Origin of the sequence: Bacillus sp. 205(2023), from assembly GCF_037027485.1 — a bacterium.
GTDB lineage: Bacteria > Bacillota > Bacilli > Bacillales > Bacillaceae > Bacillus > Bacillus halotolerans.
Genome location: NZ_JAXCHF010000011.1, coordinates 26,432 through 43,857, shown reverse-complemented (window position 1 = coordinate 43,857; position 17,426 = coordinate 26,432). Strand labels below are relative to the sequence as shown.

Here is a 17,426-nt window from a genome sequence, read left to right as displayed (position 1 = left end):
TGTTCCCACCTTCTAATGCTTTAGTTTTCAGAAAATAAAAAATACCCGGCTTTGTATTGACTTATGAGGAAGCAATACAAACCGGGCATGGTGCATGTATCGGCAGTCGTTCGCTTCTGCGATATATCCATGTCAGTTTTATCGATCACTTTCCTGCATAGTCCGGCAATTTACGGTTGCCGGGTAGAAACTTATGGGCCATATTCCCAAGATTATATGAGGTCGTGTTTTGATTTCATGTTTATCTTAACAACGGACTTGGATAATGTCAACGATATTATCGAACGATACAAAAATTCATTCTTCTAATGTTCGTGTTTTAGACCAATTTCCCTTCAAATACGATTTTTTTTCCGCACGGAACGATCTGAATTGACCCATTTTCCAGCTTTTCCTTGAAAATCGGCTCTTCCATTCGACGTACAGGCATATATCCTTCTTCTTTCATTTGTTGAAGCACTGCTTCTATTGTTTGCTGTTCTGTCACTTCAAACTTTTTCTTCTTCGGCTTTGCCATTATTCTTTAATTCTCCTCTTCTTCACCGCTTTGACCCAGAAGCCGCCGTGGATCGTTTTTGGTTCATACGCAATAATAAAAGCTTTCGAATCAAGCGTTTTAATCGTATCATACAGCTGCAGCTCATATCTTCTCGGCGTCAAAATCTGCAGGGCCGTGCGGTCGCCTTCAAGCCCGCCGGCCACCCAATTCGTTACGCCGTAGCCTTTTTCACGAAGCTGCCTTGGAAGATCGAGGTCAAGCTCTTTCGTAATCACATTGACCATAATATAGCCAAGCGCCAGTTTTTCTTCGATTTTCATGCCGACAATAACGCCCAAACCATAGCCGAGTGCGTACGCAATCACGTTTTGAATCTGGTCTAAGTTATCAAGCACAAGGCTCAGCCCTGTCACATAAACCAGAATTTCAATGGTGCTGATTCCGGCCGCTAAATACCGCTGGCCTTTCAGTGTTAAAATCATTCTTATTGTAAAAAATGATACATAAACAACATTGATAATCAGAATAATGAGAACCATTGCTAATCCGTTTGATAATAAGGTTTGCATCATTTTATAAAACCTCCTTACTCATTCAACTTACGTAAAGCATTCATATTCTACTAGAGAAATGAACCCTTTACAATCAGCTATGGCCGTCATCGCAGGCAAAATTTTTCGACACACTCTCTTCATCACTCAGCAATAGTTTACCCTCTTTCTGTCCTTTTCAAAATCCAAACAAAAAAGCCCGCTTTTCAGCAGACTCATTTTTCTTTATCTATTGTCACATCTCTTTTTTCATTTTCCGAAGGGAATCATATTCTTTCTCAAGTTCACTCAGCGTATAATCAGCGAGCTGTTCCCCTCTTCCGCGATAAAATTCTGAGAGCATTAATTTGGTTTTTAAAAATTCCTTCTTTTGATAAATCGCCTGACGAAGTAAATGGGCCATGTCCATCATCCTCCACCGCATTTTCCTCATCATACACGGATTAATCCTACAATTCAACTGTGTTTTTTAGATATATTTGTAAAAACTGTGACATCAAAAAAACCGGCCTTTTCAGCCGGTTTTTTTACATTAAAGCGGGATAAGCGATGCCGTAAAATATTCAGAAATAAACGGCCAAGTCACTGCCGCAAACAGCAGCGCAACGGCTAAAACAGCAAACACACAATAGATATAGTCAATCGGTGCCTCGCTTGCCGCCTGATACAGACGCTGTACATACAACGCCATCATAAAGAAGATCGAAAACAGGATTAACACTGTGAAAAGGACAGTCAGCATCGGTACATTCACAATCGCAAATATCATCCAAATGATTGAAACGGCGATCACCGGAACAAGCAATGAGCCAAAACCAGCCGCAGCTTCCTTGAACGATACCTTTTGCTTCATCATATACCGAGACACGGCCCATATGGAGAAGACCATAACAGCAAAAAAGACGAGCATATACACAAGAACAACAAAAAATCCGTCATAAAACGCGTGATGGCGCTCTCCAAAACCAAGCGGCCTGTTCCAGCTCGCCTTTAACTGAAACCAGTTTCCGATTGAAAAAACGATACTGAAAATGAGCATTGAAATAAGACCATATTTATAATGAGAGAAACCATCTGCCACAACAGTTTTCGCCGGAGACTTTAAGATTGAAAAAGCAAAGCCGCAATATCTGTTAATGGCTGCCCAAACAGAGGATAGCTTTTCTTTCACAGACGATTCTACGCGTTCCTTATGTTGTTTCTGCTTTTGTTTCTGCTTTTGCTTGCTTTGGCGGCTGGCCTTTCTGGACATCCGCGAAAGCGGCTCTTCATCTATTCCTTCATTCCGGTTAACTTCTTCTTCAAACGTTTCTTTTCTTTCTTCCGTCATGTTAGCAACTCCTATCAAAAATATACGGCGGAATACCATTCAGTAAGAAAATAAAACACTTATATAAGGTACCGAAGCCTTCCTGAACAGTCAAGTCATTTCCATTTAAGTAAACAATGGCGGCACATCTACATGACGGTATATGATATGAAATGGTTTTACCTTTCGCAACAAAATAAAAAACCAGCCGCAACATCGCAGCTGGTTTTCATTCATTATTTCAAGAAAATAAAGTAAAGAATAAATACAACAAACAGTCCGTACATGATCGGATGAACCTCTTTGGCTTTACCTTTGCACACCATTGTAATCGGGTAGAAAATAAATCCGATCGCAATCCCAGTCGCAATGCTGTACGTTAGCGGCATCATGATCATTGTAAGGAAAGCGGGAACCGCCACTTCGAACTTATCCCAAGCGATTTTTCCAAGCGGCGCTACCATTAGTGCACCGACAATGATCAGTGCCGGAGCTGTTACATTTGACGTAACGACTGATAGAAGCGGCGAGAAAAACATAGCGAGTAAAAAGAGAAACCCAGTTACAATTGCCGCAAATCCGGAACGAGCGCCCGCAGCAACACCCGAGCTTGATTCCACATAAGACGTTGTCGTAGACGTCCCAAGCACGGAGCCGATAACGATGGAAGTTGAGTCAGCTAAAAGCGCACGGCCCGCACGCGGCAATTTGTTTTCCTTCATTAAACCAGCCTGTGTTGCCACAGCAACCAGTGTACCAGCCGTATCAAAAAATCCGACAAACAAGAATGTTAAAATGACGATCAGCATTTGCACAGAGAAAATATCCGGCAAGTGAATCCAAGCTTGTCCAAAGGTCGGTTCAAGGCTCGGCACACTTCCGACGATTTGAGACGGAACCGGAACCAAACCGAAAATCATCCCGGCAATCGCCGTTAACAGCATCCCGATAAACACGCCAGCGTTCACGCGAAGCACCATCAAAATAACCGTTACGATGACACCGAAAATCGTTAGCAGCACAGGACCGCTGTGAATGTTTCCGATTGTGACAAGGGTTGAAGGATTCGATGCAATAATTCCTGAGCCCTGCAAGCCGACAAATGTAATAAATAAACCAATCCCCGCTCCGACTGCCAATTTAAGCTCAGGCGGAATGGCGTTAATGATTTTTTCACGAAAACCTGTTAAAGAAAGAGCAACAAAGATAAGTCCTGAAATGAAAACACCAGACAAAGCGGCCTGCCAGGAAATCCCCATACCGAGAACAACAGAAAACGCAAAAAACGCGTTCAGCCCCATACCGGGCGCAATGGCGATTGGATATCTCGCAATCAATCCCATTAAGATACAGCCTGCTGCAGACGCCAAAGCTGTCGCCGTAAAGACCGCGCCTTGATCTATTCTCAATGCTTCCGGAAAATCTTTCACACTTTCCAAAGCAAGCGTAATCGGATTGACGAACAGGATATACGCCATGGATAAAAAGGTCGTTAATCCGCCGATGATTTCGTTGCGATAGCTGGTGCCCAGCTCATCAAACTGAAAAAACTTTTTCAAGCTATATGACTCCCTTCACTCTTTGCTATTTATCCTGCCCTGAAATCGCCAAATAAAAAACGCCCCAATACATTTTGGGACGCTTGACTACAGACGGATTTCAGTTTGAATAAATAAACCTGTTTTATTTATATCAAACGAAAGAAATGTTTACGTAGTCAAGCCATTTACGGTAGCTTGGTAGAAACTTGCGGGCCATATCCCCGCGATTATACGAATTCACCTTATTTGATTTCTGAGTCTATTGTACCAACTTCAATTTGAAATGACAATATAAATAACGAACAATAGTCAGTTAAAAATCGATTTTGTTCGTAATAAACAAAAAAAACCATCTTCTCGGCATAATTGCCAAAGAAAATGGTTTTCACTATTTTTACTTATTCCCACTCAATCGTCGCAGGCGGCTTACTTGTAATATCGTACACCACGCGGTTGATATGCTTTACTTCATTTACGATACGTGTAGAAATCACTTCAAGCACATCCCAAGGGATACGCGCCCAGTCAGATGTCATGCCGTCGATTGATGTAACGGCGCGAATTCCGATTGTGTAATCATATGTTCTCGCGTCACCCATAACACCAACGCTGCGGATGTCCGGAAGAACAGTGAAGTATTGCCAGATATCACGCTCTAAACCATGATTAGCAACCTCTTCACGCAAAATCGCATCTGATTCACGAACGATTTCCAGTTTTTCTTCTGTTACTTCGCCAAGAACGCGGATGCCGAGTCCCGGTCCTGGGAAAGGCTGGCGCCATACGATGTCATCAGGAATGCCGAGCTCTGTGCCAAGCGCGCGCACTTCGTCTTTGAAAAGCGTGTTTAACGGTTCGATCAGTTCAAACTGCATGTCTTCAGGAAGCCCGCCGACATTATGGTGAGATTTGATCGTTTGCGCCGTTGCTGTACCGCTCTCGATGATATCCGTGTAAAGCGTTCCTTGTGCAAGGTAGTCGATGCCTTTGAGCTTGTCCGCTTCATCGTCGAACACATAAATGAATTCATTCCCGATGATTTTACGCTTTTGCTCAGGATCAGAAACACCTTTTAGCTTATTTAAGAATCTGTCTTTTGCGTCTACTTTAATCACGTTCATGTTAAAGCCTTCGCTGAATGTTTTCATAACGCCTTCAGCCTCGCCTTTACGGAGCAGGCCATGGTCTACAAAGATACAAGTCAGCTGGTCGCCGATCGCTTTATGAATCAAAACAGCAACAACAGAAGAATCAACGCCGCCGCTAAGCGCGCAAAGAACCTGTTTGTCTCCGACCGTTTCACGGATTTTTTGCATTTCGATATCGATAAAGTTCTCCATTGACCATTTGCCTTCGCATTCGCAAACGCCGAATACAAAGTTTTTCAGAAGGTCATTGCCGTATTCAGAATGGCGCACTTCCGGGTGGAACTGAACGCCGTACCATTTTTTATCCGCTTTGCTCATTGCTGAGTTCGGGCAGTGATGGCTTGTCGCATCAACAGTGAAACCTTCAGGCACTTCTACAACCAAGTCACCGTGGCTCATCCAAACCACTTGTTCATTCGGAAGATCTTTGAACAAATCAGGTGTTCCTTCGATGTGGATGTTCGCTTTGCCGTATTCACGCTGGCTGGCAGCTTCTACTTTACCTCCAAGGTAATGAGTCATCAGCTGCATGCCGTAGCAAATTCCCAATACAGGAACATCTAATTCGAAGATTTTCTCGTCACAGCGGAAAGAGCCTTCATCATATACACTGTTCGGACCGCCGGATAAAATAATTCCTTTTGGATTCATTTCTTTAATTTCTTCAGCCGTCAATGTATGCGGATGCAGCTCACTGTATACACCAAATTCACGGATGCGGCGTGTAATCAGCTGATTGTACTGACTGCCGAAATCAAGGACAAGAATCATTTCATTCACTAACTTTGTCATGGTTGTCACCTAATCTCCTCTAAGTTTTTTGACACAGAAAAAAACGAGGACAGATATGAAACACGCTCCGCCCTCTTTGGCAAGGCCGTTTGCCGGAGTCAGGCAACTCGCTCCCAGACTCCGATAATATTCACTAATTCTAACAACACGTCGATAAGCGGTCAAGACCATCTTCTTTTAATTAAATTTTCCCATAACTCTCTGGAATCATTCCAAAGCTTTGCCGAATCGTCATTTCTGTACAGCGCCCGTTCATAGTTTGCTGTCAGCTTTAACATGTCTTCAGAATGATATGTTTCGTTGATTCGTTTTGCATACTCCCGCAGCGTTTCGCTGTCACGTTTAGGCAGGCCTCTTCTTTTCATCTGTTTCAGGAGCGCGCCGTATGCCTCAAAAAACACATGCTGATCACTGCGGTGCTTCAATTTTCTCACTGTGAAAACAGGAAGCCATAACGAACGGAAAACATAAAGCAAAACCGCTGTCAAAAGAACCGCAGCCATGGCGGCATACCAGCCTGCTCCAACGCTTGCATGCGCAGACGGCGTTTTTTTGGAAACGGCAGGCTCACGTTTTTCCTTTTGTTTTTGCTCTTTCTCCGGCTGTTTTCTCTTTTCTTTCTGTTCCTCTTTTGCTTTCTCAGGCGAGCTGCTGCTTTCACTGCCGGAATCCTTTGTATCGGAGGAAGCAAACTCAGCCGGATTTGTGAACCCTTTTGTGGGCTCAAAAGTGACCCATCCCTGCTCTGGAAAATACACCTCTACCCAGGAATGGGCGTTGTTATTTGTCACTTCATAGATGCTGCCGTTTTTGTTCCCCGCTTCTTTATATTCACCAGACGTATATCCTTTTACCCAGCGGGCCGGAATGCCGGCCGAACGCAGGAGCACCACCATCGAGGACGAAAAGTTATCACAATAGCCCATCTTTGTTTCAAACAGAAATTGATCCACATAATCTTCATCATCTTTAGGGATGGTGACGTTTTCTGTTTCATAGGTGAACTCGTTTGATCCTAAATAGTCCTCAACAGCTTTGACCTTATCAAACATATTATCGTGATCCTGAGTCAGCTTGATCGCTAGCGTTCTCACCCGCTCAGGCAGAGTATCCGGCAGCTGCATATAGCGGTCGCTGAATGTGTACTCCTCACTGTTTTGTCTCACTTTCACCTTTTTCAGCTCATCCTGTTTATAGACCGGGGAGTTGTACGTCACTGTATAACTGCCCATGTTCCGAATATCACCGGCCTGCTCACTGATCGGAGAAATTTGTTCAGTGTTCCCGTTCATTTCAAGCGAGACAGCCTGCTTAGGCTTAATACTTTGCGCACCAATCGGATACATTACATGGTTATATCCGTAACGCTCATCGACCTTCACGCGTACAGTGTTCCGCTCTGTGGAAACCTTATGATCAAACCACAGATTTTCAACGTTGCCTCCGCTAAGCTGATACGACATGCCCGTGTCTGTTTCAATCCAGCCTTTTCCCGTATACGTATCCTTCGTTTCTACGCGGAAATATGTGCGCTCTTTTCCCTGCCATGTGAAAACAGGGGTAGCGTCCTGCTGAAACGGACCGCCGAGCGATTCATCGTGATTCCCGTATCCGATTTTGCTTTCTCCTGCCGGCACACGATCATGATTGGTGACTTTTTTGAGAAAAGGAACGGGATCCGGCCAATTCGGATCTGATTTCGGCGCGGCAAGCCCAAATCCTACCGCGGCCAAAATCAGCACAGACAGGGGGAGAAACCATTTCAGAACAGCCGCTTTCGGTAACGTTATTCGTTCCATCAGCTTAATGCGTTCCAAATACAGAAGGCCCAGCATAAAGAAGCCAATCAGCACGATACGGATAACAGCGTAAGTGGCGTCATAAGGCGTAAATGTATCAAGAATCGTAATATACGCCACTGTCATCATAAAGAAAAATAAGATCCTCCTCTGGTAAATCACCCAGTAATGAAGGAGATAGACCAGCAGCCACAGCAGCACAAAAAACAGCAGGGTCCGAAAAGAAGGAATCATATTATTCCATTGTCCTGTCTGAATAAACGTGATATTCAAATAGACATCCTGTAAAAAAGAGCTGACCCAGCCTAAGTCAAAAATAGACCCTTCGTAAAACAGAATGTGTATCGAAATGAACGTAAATAAGACACAAAAAGGAACGGTGACAAACCACCTCATCCTGAAAAAAGTCAGCAGAAACGTCAAGCCGATAAAGACAATAAAAAAGCCTGTATGCTTCGTGTCTGTAAAATGGTCCAGCGGCCTGAGCCACTCCCACAGCAATAAAAAAGCCAGAAAATAAAATAACAGCAAGCTCAAACGGCTTCCCTTCTGGTCATCAAGCGGCATGTACACCGTCACCTCTCTTTCTAAACAACACGCGAAGCTCGGCCGCCTCTCATGATTTGAACTCTGATTTGGTGTTTCAGCATGCGTTCGATCATCATATGCTCACCTTGGGAAAGATCGGCGTCTTTCTCTTTTGCCAGTATAATGGTAACCGGGCCGATCCCTGCTTCTGACATCTTCACCAAATCCTCCGTGATCTGTCCCGTGACAATCACTTTATCAGCCTGGCGAACAGACGGCTTCCCAAGCTCCTCACGTGCATAACGGCTTACGCGGTCAGCAGCATCACAATCACAAACGGCTAAGTGATGGAGCATGTGTTTAAAATGCCGCTCTCCCTCCTGAATCGGAAAAATGGACCTTTCCTTTCCGACTGAAGCCAGACCTGCTCCTGCGCCATTTTTCAAAACAGAATGAAGAATCGAAGCTGTCACGGAAACGACCTCCTCGAACGCATCAGAGCTAAAACGGTCCATCAGAATAAACAGATTTTTGCTTCTCGACGGTTCAAATTCCTTCGTCATCAGCTGGCTCCGTCTCGCCGAAGTCTTCCAGTCTAACGCCGCAAAACGGTCTCCCGGCTGATAGTTCCTTACACTCGCTGCGACAGAAGAATGGTGCTGATGAACAGGTGATGCCCCGCTTACGCCATCTTCCTGATATCGCTCATTCAGCTGGTACTGAAGAGGCTGAAAGAACGGGTAAACAAACACCGCATCGTCTGCCCCATAAAACGCCGTTTTTTCAATCAGTCCGAGGACATCCCCGGTCCGAAGCCTGACGGAATGAAAATGATGCTCTCCACGCGGTACTGGCGTTATTTGATATGACATCGTGATGCTCCGTTTGAACCATGGGAACACCAGATGTTTGGCCAAAGCTTCATCTCCGTTTAATGGCTCTAACCCTGACGGCAGACAATCTTCAATCACCATATACATCAGGGGAAACGGCAGTTTTCTTTTAAGCGTAATCGAAGCTTCCAGCCTGTCTCCCGCATGCAATTGCGTTTTGACGATATGCCGCGACACCTGAAAGGAGCGGAGCGGGTACATCGCCAGCAGCCCGGCGTATACAACAAAAGGGAGACATGCATAAAACAAAAACCAGCTGACAAAGCCGCCCTGAAACATCGCATAAGAGAAAACAGCACCCGTCAATAACGTTAATACGAGCAGTTTCCACCCGTACATCAACCATTGAAATGTCTTTTTCATCAGCGGACCGACGACCTTTGAACCGGAACTTTCACGCCAGACATGATCTCCCGTATGATTGTTTCTGCCTGGATCCCTTCAAATTTTGCTTCCGGCTGCAGGAGCATCCGGTGCGGCAGCGTATAAGGGGCAAGATATTGAATATCATCCGGAATGACATAATCGCGGTCATGAAGCAGCGCAAATGCCTGGGCCGCTTTCATGAGAGCGATGGATCCGCGCGGACTGACGCCTAAGTGAACAGAGGCATGCTGTCTCGTTTTTTGCACGATTTCGACAATATATTCCTTCATGCTGTCATCAGCACGGACATCCTGCACTTCTCTCTGCAGGCGGATGAAATCTTCTTTTGAAATCACAGGCTCGAGCGTCTCAATCGGATGGCTTTTTTCCTGGAGAGATAAGACATCCAATTCCTCTTCAAAGGACGGATAGCCCAAGCGAAGTTTAAATAAAAAACGGTCAAGCTGGGCTTCCGGCAAAGGATATGTCCCTTCATATTCCACAGGGTTTTGCGTTGCCATAACAAAAAATGGAGCGGCAAGCGGCATTGTGTTGCCGTCTACCGTGACGCTTCCCTCTTCCATCGCTTCAAGCAAGGCAGACTGTGTCTTAGGGGATGTTCGGTTGATTTCGTCAGCCAGCACGATATTCCCCATAATCGGGCCCGGCCGGTATTCGAACTCCATTGTTTTCGCATTATAAATAGAAACACCCGTTACATCGGAGGGCAGCAAATCCGGTGTGAATTGAATTCGTTTAAAATCTGCGCCGATCGATTTCGCCAGAGCGCGAACCATCATCGTTTTCCCTACGCCCGGCACATCCTCAAGCAGCACATGTCCTTTGGCAAGAATAGCTGCTAAGCTGAGTTTTGCGATGTCCCGTTTTCCAACCATTACTTTATCGATATGTTCAACTGCTTTTCCCAGCAAAGGATGCAGGTCTTCTTGGTATGACATTCTCTTCCTCCTAGTCATCTACAAAAATCATCATATAGTAACCTAACTTTACCACAAAAAACGACCTGTATAAAAAAACGATTCTAGCAAATTACTGCCAATACATACAGAGCACTCAAACAAAAAAAGCCTCCCATGACAGGAAGCTCTCATTACCCAGTTATTTGTTTTGCAAAGGCTCCATATGAACATGCGAATAATCAATCGCATGCTCCTCCTTCATTCTCCGCTCAATTTCATTCGCAATATCATGGCTTTCTGTAATATTTAACTCTGATGACACTTCAACCACTACATCTACGTGCACAGAGCTGCCCAAATATCTCGCCTTGATGTCTTTTAACCGGCTGACACCGGAGATTTTTTCGATCGTCTGTTTATAATCGGACATGTCCTTTACGTCAAAGCCATCAGTCAATGAATGCGATGATTCCTTAAAAATATCCCATGCCGTTTTGCAAATGAGAAGGCCGATGACAAACGCAGTCACCGTATCAATCCATGCAAGATGGAATTGCGCGGCCAAAATACCGATAAATGTGCCGACACTGACGAATGCGTCCGATTTATTATCAGCCGCCGCCGCAAGCAGCGCTTGGCTGTTCACCTTTTTGGCAAGCCTTTTGTTGTACTGATAGACAATCAGCATCATGACTGCCCCGCCTGCAGCCGTCCAAGCCGCAATCATATCCGGTGTTTCTTCTTTCACAGAAAAAATAGATTCACCGGCGCTGAAAAGCACTTGCAGGCCGACAACCATCATAATAAAAGATGCGATAAGTGATGCAATTGTTTCCGCCCGAAAGTGGCCGTATGGATGATCTTCGTCAGGAGGCTTTTGAGAGATGCGGAGACCGATCAGCACAGCAACAGAAGCAATAATGTCTGTTGTGTTATTTAGCCCGTCTGCCGTAAGAGCTTCCGAGTGAAATACATAGCCGATGATCAGCTTAATCGCGGACAGCACAAGATACGCGGCAATACTGACCAGCGCCCCGGATTCTCCCTTTTTCAGTTCATCATATCTCTCCATAAAAAACCTCCTCTCCGCTCATGTTTTCTATCATTATGATACAAAGCTGAACCGCAGTGGGTCTATAGAAACATGATTCACTCACCACAGAAAAATAGTGACGATAGAACAATTTTTACTCTAAGCAACTTATTTTCATTTGTAAAAAGTGTTTCAAATCCAATGATACCAATACTTCTAGCCATCCAACACTTTTTCAAAAATATAACAAATCAAAAATACGGGCAATTGACGGAAAATTTTTTCTTTTATTTCGAACATATTCACTCCAAAAACAGCAAACAAAACCCTACAAATTTGAAATAAACTGTTATATTTTCTGACATAAATTTTCGACAAAATGTATATTTATGTTACAGTTTCAATTATCATAATATTCAGTAACAACTTTAATTTTCGAGGAGGTAACATATGAACCAGTCTCAATCAGGATTAAAAAAAGAATTAAAGACCCGACATATGACGATGATTTCTATCGCCGGCGTCATCGGAGCCGGATTATTTGTTGGCAGCGGTTCAGTGATTCACTCGACCGGGCCCGGTGCCATTGTCTCTTATGCATTAGCCGGATTATTGGTCATCTTTATCATGCGAATGCTTGGTGAAATGTCGGCTGTAAACCCGACAAGCGGATCATTCTCCCAATACGCTCATGACGCTATCGGACCGTGGGCAGGATTTGCAATCGGCTGGCTCTACTGGTTTTTCTGGGTTATTGTTATCGCTATTGAAGCAATCGCGGGAGCAGGCATTATCCAATACTGGTTCCACGATATTCCGCTGTGGATGACGAGCTTAATTTTGACGATTTTACTCACACTGACAAACATCTACTCTGTTAAATCATTTGGTGAGTTTGAATATTGGTTCTCCCTCATTAAAGTTGTTACAATCATCGCATTCTTAATCGTAGGTTTTGCATTTATTTTTGGCTTCGCCCCAGGCAGTGATCCAGTCGGTTTCGCAAATATTACGGGCCAAGGCGGATTTTTCCCGGAAGGCATAGGCTCTGTATTGCTCGGAATTGTTGTCGTGATCTTCTCCTTTATGGGAACGGAAATTGTTGCGATTGCTGCCGGTGAAACATCAAACCCGGTCCAATCTGTAACAAAAGCGACTCGATCCGTTGTATGGCGCATCATTGTCTTTTACGTTGGTTCAATCGCCGTTGTCGTTGCGCTTCTGCCTTGGAACTCAGCGAATATTTTAGAAAGCCCTTTCGTCGCTGTTCTCGAACATATTGGAGTGCCGGCAGCCGCGCAAATGATGAACTTTATCGTCCTCACAGCTGTACTGTCTTGCCTGAATTCAGGTTTGTACACCACATCCAGAATGCTGTATTCACTTGCAGAAAGAAACGAAGCGCCGCGCCGCTTTATGAAACTGAGCAAAAAAGGAGTTCCCGTACAAGCAATTGTCGCCGGAACATTTTTCTCTTATATCGCGGTCGTAATGAATTACTTTTCACCTGACACCGTCTTTTTATTTTTAGTCAACTCATCAGGCGCAATCGCCCTGCTCGTTTATCTTGTTATCGCTGTTTCCCAGCTGAGAATGAGAAAAAGCCTCGAAAAAACAAACCCGGAAGCATTGAAAATCAAGATGTGGTTCTTCCCGTTCTTAACCTACCTGACCATTATTGCCATCTGCGGTATTTTAGTATCCATGGCATTTATTGAATCGATGAGAGATGAACTGCTGCTGACAGGCTTTATCACAGGCATTGTATTGCTTTCTTATCTTGTGTTCAGAAAACGCAAGGTGACTGAAAAAGCAGCAGCCAAACCGGTCACTCAGCAGCAGCCCGATATCCTGCCTTAACGGCAGGATTTTTTTGTCACCATCACGTCCTTAATGTCATTAACTATAGTACCAATTAGGGAATATTTAGATAAGGACAGATGAAAATGACACTTGAAAAATTTGCGGATGCTCTCCCAATCCCAGATACACTAAAGCCGGTACAGCAGTCAAAAGAAAGCACATACTACGAAGTAACCATGGAGGAATGCTATCATCAGCTTCACCGCGATCTCCCTCCAACCCGCTTGTGGGGCTATAACGGTTTATTCCCCGGTCCCACCATTAAGGCCAAAAGAAATGAAAACGTTTATGTGAAATGGATGAATAACCTTCCTTCAGAGCATTTTCTTCCGATTGATCACACCATTCATCACAGTGACAGCCAGCATGCCGAACCCGAGGTAAAAACCGTCGTTCATTTACACGGCGGCGTCACTCCAGATGACAGCGACGGTTATCCTGAGGCCTGGTTTTCTAAAGACTTTGAACAAACAGGCCCTTATTTTAAACGAGAGGTTTACCATTATCCGAATCAGCAGCGCGGAGCTATTTTATGGTATCACGATCATGCCATGGCGCTCACGAGGCTGAATGTGTATGCCGGGCTCGTCGGTGCTTATATCATCCATGAACCAAAGGAAAAACGCCTGAAGCTCCCATCAGGTGAATACGATGTGCCGCTTTTGATCACGGACCGTACGATTAATGATGATGGCTCTTTATTTTATCCGAGCGGACCGGAAAACCCTTCACCGTCACTGCCTAATCCGTCAATCGTTCCAGCCTTTTGCGGAGATACAATTCTCGTCAACGGGAAGGCATGGCCATACATGGAGGTCGAACCGAGAAAATACCGCTTCCGCGTCATCAATGCCTCTAATACGAGAACATATAACCTGTCACTTGATAATGGCGGAGAATTTATCCAGATCGGTTCTGATGGCGGACTTTTGCCGCGTTCCGTCAAGCTAAACTCCTTCAGTATTGCGCCGGCTGAGCGCTTTGATATTCTCATTGACTTCGCCGCGTTTGAAGGACAATCGATCATTTTAGCAAACAGCGAGGGCTGCGGCGGTGACGTTAATCCGGAAACAGACGCAAACATCATGCAATTCAGAGTCACAAAACCGTTAGCCCAAAAAGACGAGAGCAGAAAACCAAAATACCTGGCATCTTACCCTTCGGTACAGCATGAAAGAATACAAAACCTCCGAACATTGAAGCTGGCAGGCACTCAAGACCAATACGGCAGACCCGTCCTTCTTCTTAACAACAAACGCTGGCACGATCCTGTCACTGAAGCACCGAAAGCCGGTTCTACCGAAATATGGTCGATCATCAACCCGACTCGCGGAACACATCCGATCCATCTTCATTTGGTCTCCTTCCGTGTATTGGACCGGCGCCCATTTGATACAGCCCGTTTTGAAGAGCGCGGAGAACTGGCCTACACCGGACCCGCCGTTCCGCCGCCACCAAGTGAAAAAGGCTGGAAAGACACAGTTCAGTCCCACGCCGGTGAAGTCCTGAGAATCGCCGTAACATTCGGGCCGTACACTGGGCGGTACGTATGGCATTGCCACATTCTTGAGCATGAAGACTATGACATGATGAGACCGATGGATGTAATTGACCCCCATAAATAAGTCCCATAAAACTTGCCTGCTGCAGGCAGGTTTTTTTATCTATGAAACTTTTTTCTTCCATAAATCGTATAACTTAGAAACAGCGAAGAAAGGAGCGGCTTTTTATGCTGACAAACGATCTTAAACATAAAACAAATCAATACATTTCAATTTATGACGAATTAAAATCAAAATTAAGGTGGAAAGTTGCTCATAATCAGATATTAATGCTCATCTCCTCTGCATATATTGTGAATAAAAGAGATTTTGATTTTCAGCGCTTTTATGATTTGAGCAGCTATATAAAATCAAACATCGGCAGCTTCTCAACACTCAATTCTCACCATCGCTTTACTGTCGCTTCAATTCTGGATATTCATTTTCAGCATGAGGCGAAGCAAGCGTTTCTTACTTTCATCGATGTATACAGCCAAATGGTGAAACATGGATATAAACGGGATATTTTCACGTACCTTTCCGCTCTGATCCTGCTCACCGGCAAGACCGAAACGATAAACCAAAGAGAACAGATGAACATGGGGCTCTCTGTTTATCAGCAGATGAAGAAAAATCACTATTTCCTCACTTCAACTCAAAATGTTCCGCTTGCCGTATTGCTTGCCCAAAACGGAAATGGTTTGCAGGCGCTGAACAAGGCAGAAACATGTTATCAGCTGCTGTCCGCTAACGGCTTTAAAAAAGGCCAATACTTACAACACGTCAGCCATATTCTTGCCCTGCAAAGCGAAAAAGACCCTGAAACCCTTGTTTCCCAATGCAAACTGATCTTTCAATCCATTACTGAATCTCATAAAAAGCCAAAAGATTTTCATTATCCCGATCTCGCCCTTCTCACATTCTTGGAAGAGCCGGACATCAAAACCGTTTTAGGCATCACTCATGAGCTGAACCAAGAAAAAGCATTTAAATGGGAAAAGGATATGAACTTCAAAATTGCTGTCAGCTTATATCTCAGCGAGTATATGGAGAAAAATCTGCTGATGGAATCAGGCCTATACACAGCTATTGAAACGGCCATCCAAGCACAGCAGGCAGCCGCAACAGCTGTGATCATCAGTTCATCAGCCATTCATTCACATGACGGAAACTAAAGGAGGAGAAAACATGCCATATATCACATTAGAAGATCAGACCCGCCTGTACTACGAAACTCACGGGAGCGGGACACCGATCCTATTTATACACGGCGTGCTTATGAGCGGACAATTTTTCCACAAACAACTTTCAGCGCTATCTGCCAATTATCAATGTATTCGCCTCGACCTTAGAGGGCACGGCGAATCCGACAAAGTTCTTCATGGACACACCATTTCTCAATACGCCCGTGATATCAAGGAATTTATGTGTGCGATGGAGCTTGAGCCTGCCGTCCTTGTTGGCTGGTCAATGGGCGCTTTCGTGGTATGGGATTATATCAATCAATTTGGGAATGATAACATACGAGCCGCTGTTATCGTCGATCAATCGGCTTCCGACTACCAATGGGACGGCTGGGGACACGGCCCGTTTGACTTTGACGGCTTGAAAACAGCGATGCACGCTATTCAAACTGAGCCGCTTCCATTCTACAAAAGCTTCATCAATAATATGTTCGCAGAGCCGCCAGCATCAACAGAAACAGAATGGATGCTTGCCGAAATTCTGAAACAGCCGGCAGCCATTTCAAGTACGATTTTATTTAATCAAACGGCAGCTGATTATCGCGAAACCATTCAAAACGTTCATGTGCCGACATTGTTATGCTTCGGAGAAGACCGCAAATTTTTCTCAATAGAAGCCGGAGAACACCTGCGTGAACATATTCCAAACGCAAAGCTCGTAACATTTACTAAGAGCAGCCATTGTCCGTTTTTAGAAGAACCGGATGCTTTTAACAGCACGCTCCTGTCCTTTTTAGATGAGCAGATTGGAAAGTCATAAAGAAAAAGGAATTAGGAGATTAGGGCAAAGTATGAGACAATAAGAAATGTGCAGTAAAATACATGAGGGAAGAAGTGACTTTATGTCTTACTATAACAAACGAAATCAAGAACCGCTGCCAAAGGAAGATGTGAGTACTTGGGAATGCACAAAAGAAGACTGCAACGGCTGGACCAGAAAAAACTTCGCCAGCAGTGACACGCCATTGTGCCCTTTGTGCGGAAGTAAAATGGTCGACGGCATCCGTTCATTAGTGAATCTCCAAAACAACAGCCAAACGAAAACAAGTTAGCTCTTCCCTTTTTAAAAGCAGTCTCTATCAGCAAACAATCCTCGATCAGAGATACGAATTTTATATCCAATAGCACGGCCTCCCGATTTTGACGAGAGGCCGAGATAATGAAGCCCAAAACTGTAAACGTTTCGGGCTTTTTCACTTTCTGTTATGGTATAATATGGATATGAGGGGTGATGATGTGATCAAAAACCAACAGCAGGCTGACCTGAAGAAACGAGCTTCAGCCAAAAAGTTGAACTTGGCTATAAACTCATGTGCGGAACTTATGAATTGGTCCATACCGATCATTCGTTTCTTTAAATGGCTCGGATCATTTGCCCTGCACCTCGTCCATTAAAAAA

16 protein-coding genes and 2 riboswitches are annotated in these 17,426 nt (G+C 44.5%); of the genes, 6 read left to right on the top strand and 10 right to left on the bottom strand.

All coding sequences use genetic code 11. The annotated features are described in order from the left end of the window. Positions 1–138: 138 nt before the first annotated feature. Positions 139–240, bottom strand: a riboswitch (purine riboswitch). 79 nt (positions 241–319) lie between these two features. The 10 genes from WA325_RS18835 to mneS form a co-directional block, all read right to left on the bottom strand. Continuing rightward, positions 320–517, bottom strand: coding sequence for an NETI motif-containing protein (locus WA325_RS18835; RefSeq protein WP_336184080.1), 198 nt, complete (start codon positions 515–517; stop codon positions 320–322). Beyond that, positions 517–1,071 carry a DUF2179 domain-containing protein gene (locus tag WA325_RS18830; protein ID WP_024120437.1) on the bottom strand — a complete coding sequence of 185 codons (555 nt, stop codon included), beginning with the start codon at positions 1,069–1,071 and terminating at the stop codon, positions 517–519. The genes WA325_RS18835 and WA325_RS18830 overlap by 1 nt, the downstream gene beginning before the upstream one ends. A gap of 214 nt (positions 1,072–1,285) precedes the next feature. Then, entirely contained in the window at positions 1,286–1,453 is a 168-nt protein-coding gene (locus tag WA325_RS18825; protein WP_202853375.1) for a Fur-regulated basic protein FbpA, read from the bottom strand. A gap of 129 nt (positions 1,454–1,582) precedes the next feature. Next, a complete protein-coding gene (locus tag WA325_RS18820; RefSeq protein ID WP_336184079.1) occupies positions 1,583–2,380 on the bottom strand; it encodes a hypothetical protein in 798 nt (265 codons plus the stop codon). A 215-nt stretch (positions 2,381–2,595) separates the two neighbouring features. Then, entirely contained in the window at positions 2,596–3,918 is a 1,323-nt protein-coding gene (pbuG, locus tag WA325_RS18815; protein WP_202853374.1) for a hypoxanthine/guanine permease PbuG, read from the bottom strand. 135 nt (positions 3,919–4,053) lie between these two features. Then, positions 4,054–4,155: riboswitch (purine riboswitch) on the bottom strand. A 143-nt stretch (positions 4,156–4,298) separates the two neighbouring features. Then, positions 4,299–5,840: a glutamine-hydrolyzing GMP synthase gene (gene guaA / locus WA325_RS18810; RefSeq protein ID WP_305935235.1), complete on the bottom strand. Its 1,542-nt coding sequence runs from the start codon at positions 5,838–5,840 to the stop codon at positions 4,299–4,301. A 161-nt stretch (positions 5,841–6,001) separates the two neighbouring features. Further along, positions 6,002–8,206, bottom strand: a complete 2,205-nt coding sequence (locus tag WA325_RS18805; RefSeq protein WP_336184078.1) for a DUF4129 domain-containing transglutaminase family protein — start codon at positions 8,204–8,206, stop codon at positions 6,002–6,004. 20 nt (positions 8,207–8,226) lie between these two features. Next, positions 8,227–9,423, bottom strand: coding sequence for a DUF58 domain-containing protein (locus WA325_RS18800; RefSeq protein ID WP_336184077.1), 1,197 nt, complete (start codon positions 9,421–9,423; stop codon positions 8,227–8,229). After that, a complete protein-coding gene (locus tag WA325_RS18795) occupies positions 9,423–10,385 on the bottom strand; it encodes an AAA family ATPase (protein WP_105954726.1) in 963 nt (320 codons plus the stop codon). The genes WA325_RS18800 and WA325_RS18795 overlap by 1 nt, the downstream gene beginning before the upstream one ends. A 160-nt stretch (positions 10,386–10,545) precedes the next feature. Beyond that, a complete protein-coding gene (gene mneS / locus WA325_RS18790; RefSeq protein ID WP_024120430.1) occupies positions 10,546–11,418 on the bottom strand; it encodes a manganese transporter MneS in 873 nt (290 codons plus the stop codon). Positions 11,419–11,829: 411 nt separating this feature from the next. Here mneS and gabP point away from each other — a divergent pair, with 411 nt between their 5' ends. From gabP to WA325_RS18760, 6 genes are all read left to right on the top strand, one after another. Then, a complete protein-coding gene (gene gabP, locus WA325_RS18785) occupies positions 11,830–13,239 on the top strand; it encodes a GABA permease (protein WP_105954725.1) in 1,410 nt (469 codons plus the stop codon). 86 nt (positions 13,240–13,325) lie between these two features. Then, positions 13,326–14,867 carry an outer spore coat copper-dependent laccase CotA gene (gene cotA / locus WA325_RS18780; protein WP_105954724.1) on the top strand — a complete coding sequence of 514 codons (1,542 nt, stop codon included), beginning with the start codon at positions 13,326–13,328 and terminating at the stop codon, positions 14,865–14,867. 104 nt (positions 14,868–14,971) lie between these two features. Next, a complete protein-coding gene (locus tag WA325_RS18775; RefSeq protein ID WP_105991263.1) occupies positions 14,972–15,958 on the top strand; it encodes a DUF4003 domain-containing protein in 987 nt (328 codons plus the stop codon). Between the two features lie 13 nt (positions 15,959–15,971). Further along, positions 15,972–16,787 (top strand): alpha/beta fold hydrolase, encoded by an 816-nt coding sequence (locus WA325_RS18770; protein WP_105991262.1) that lies wholly within the window; start codon positions 15,972–15,974, stop codon positions 16,785–16,787. 82 nt (positions 16,788–16,869) lie between these two features. Continuing rightward, positions 16,870–17,079 carry a cold-shock protein gene (locus WA325_RS18765; protein ID WP_003234008.1) on the top strand — a complete coding sequence of 70 codons (210 nt, stop codon included), beginning with the start codon at positions 16,870–16,872 and terminating at the stop codon, positions 17,077–17,079. A gap of 184 nt (positions 17,080–17,263) precedes the next feature. Next, complete coding sequence (locus WA325_RS18760) at positions 17,264–17,422, top strand: hypothetical protein (protein WP_164848134.1); 159 nt, start codon at positions 17,264–17,266, stop codon at positions 17,420–17,422. Positions 17,423–17,426: the final 4 nt, after the last annotated feature.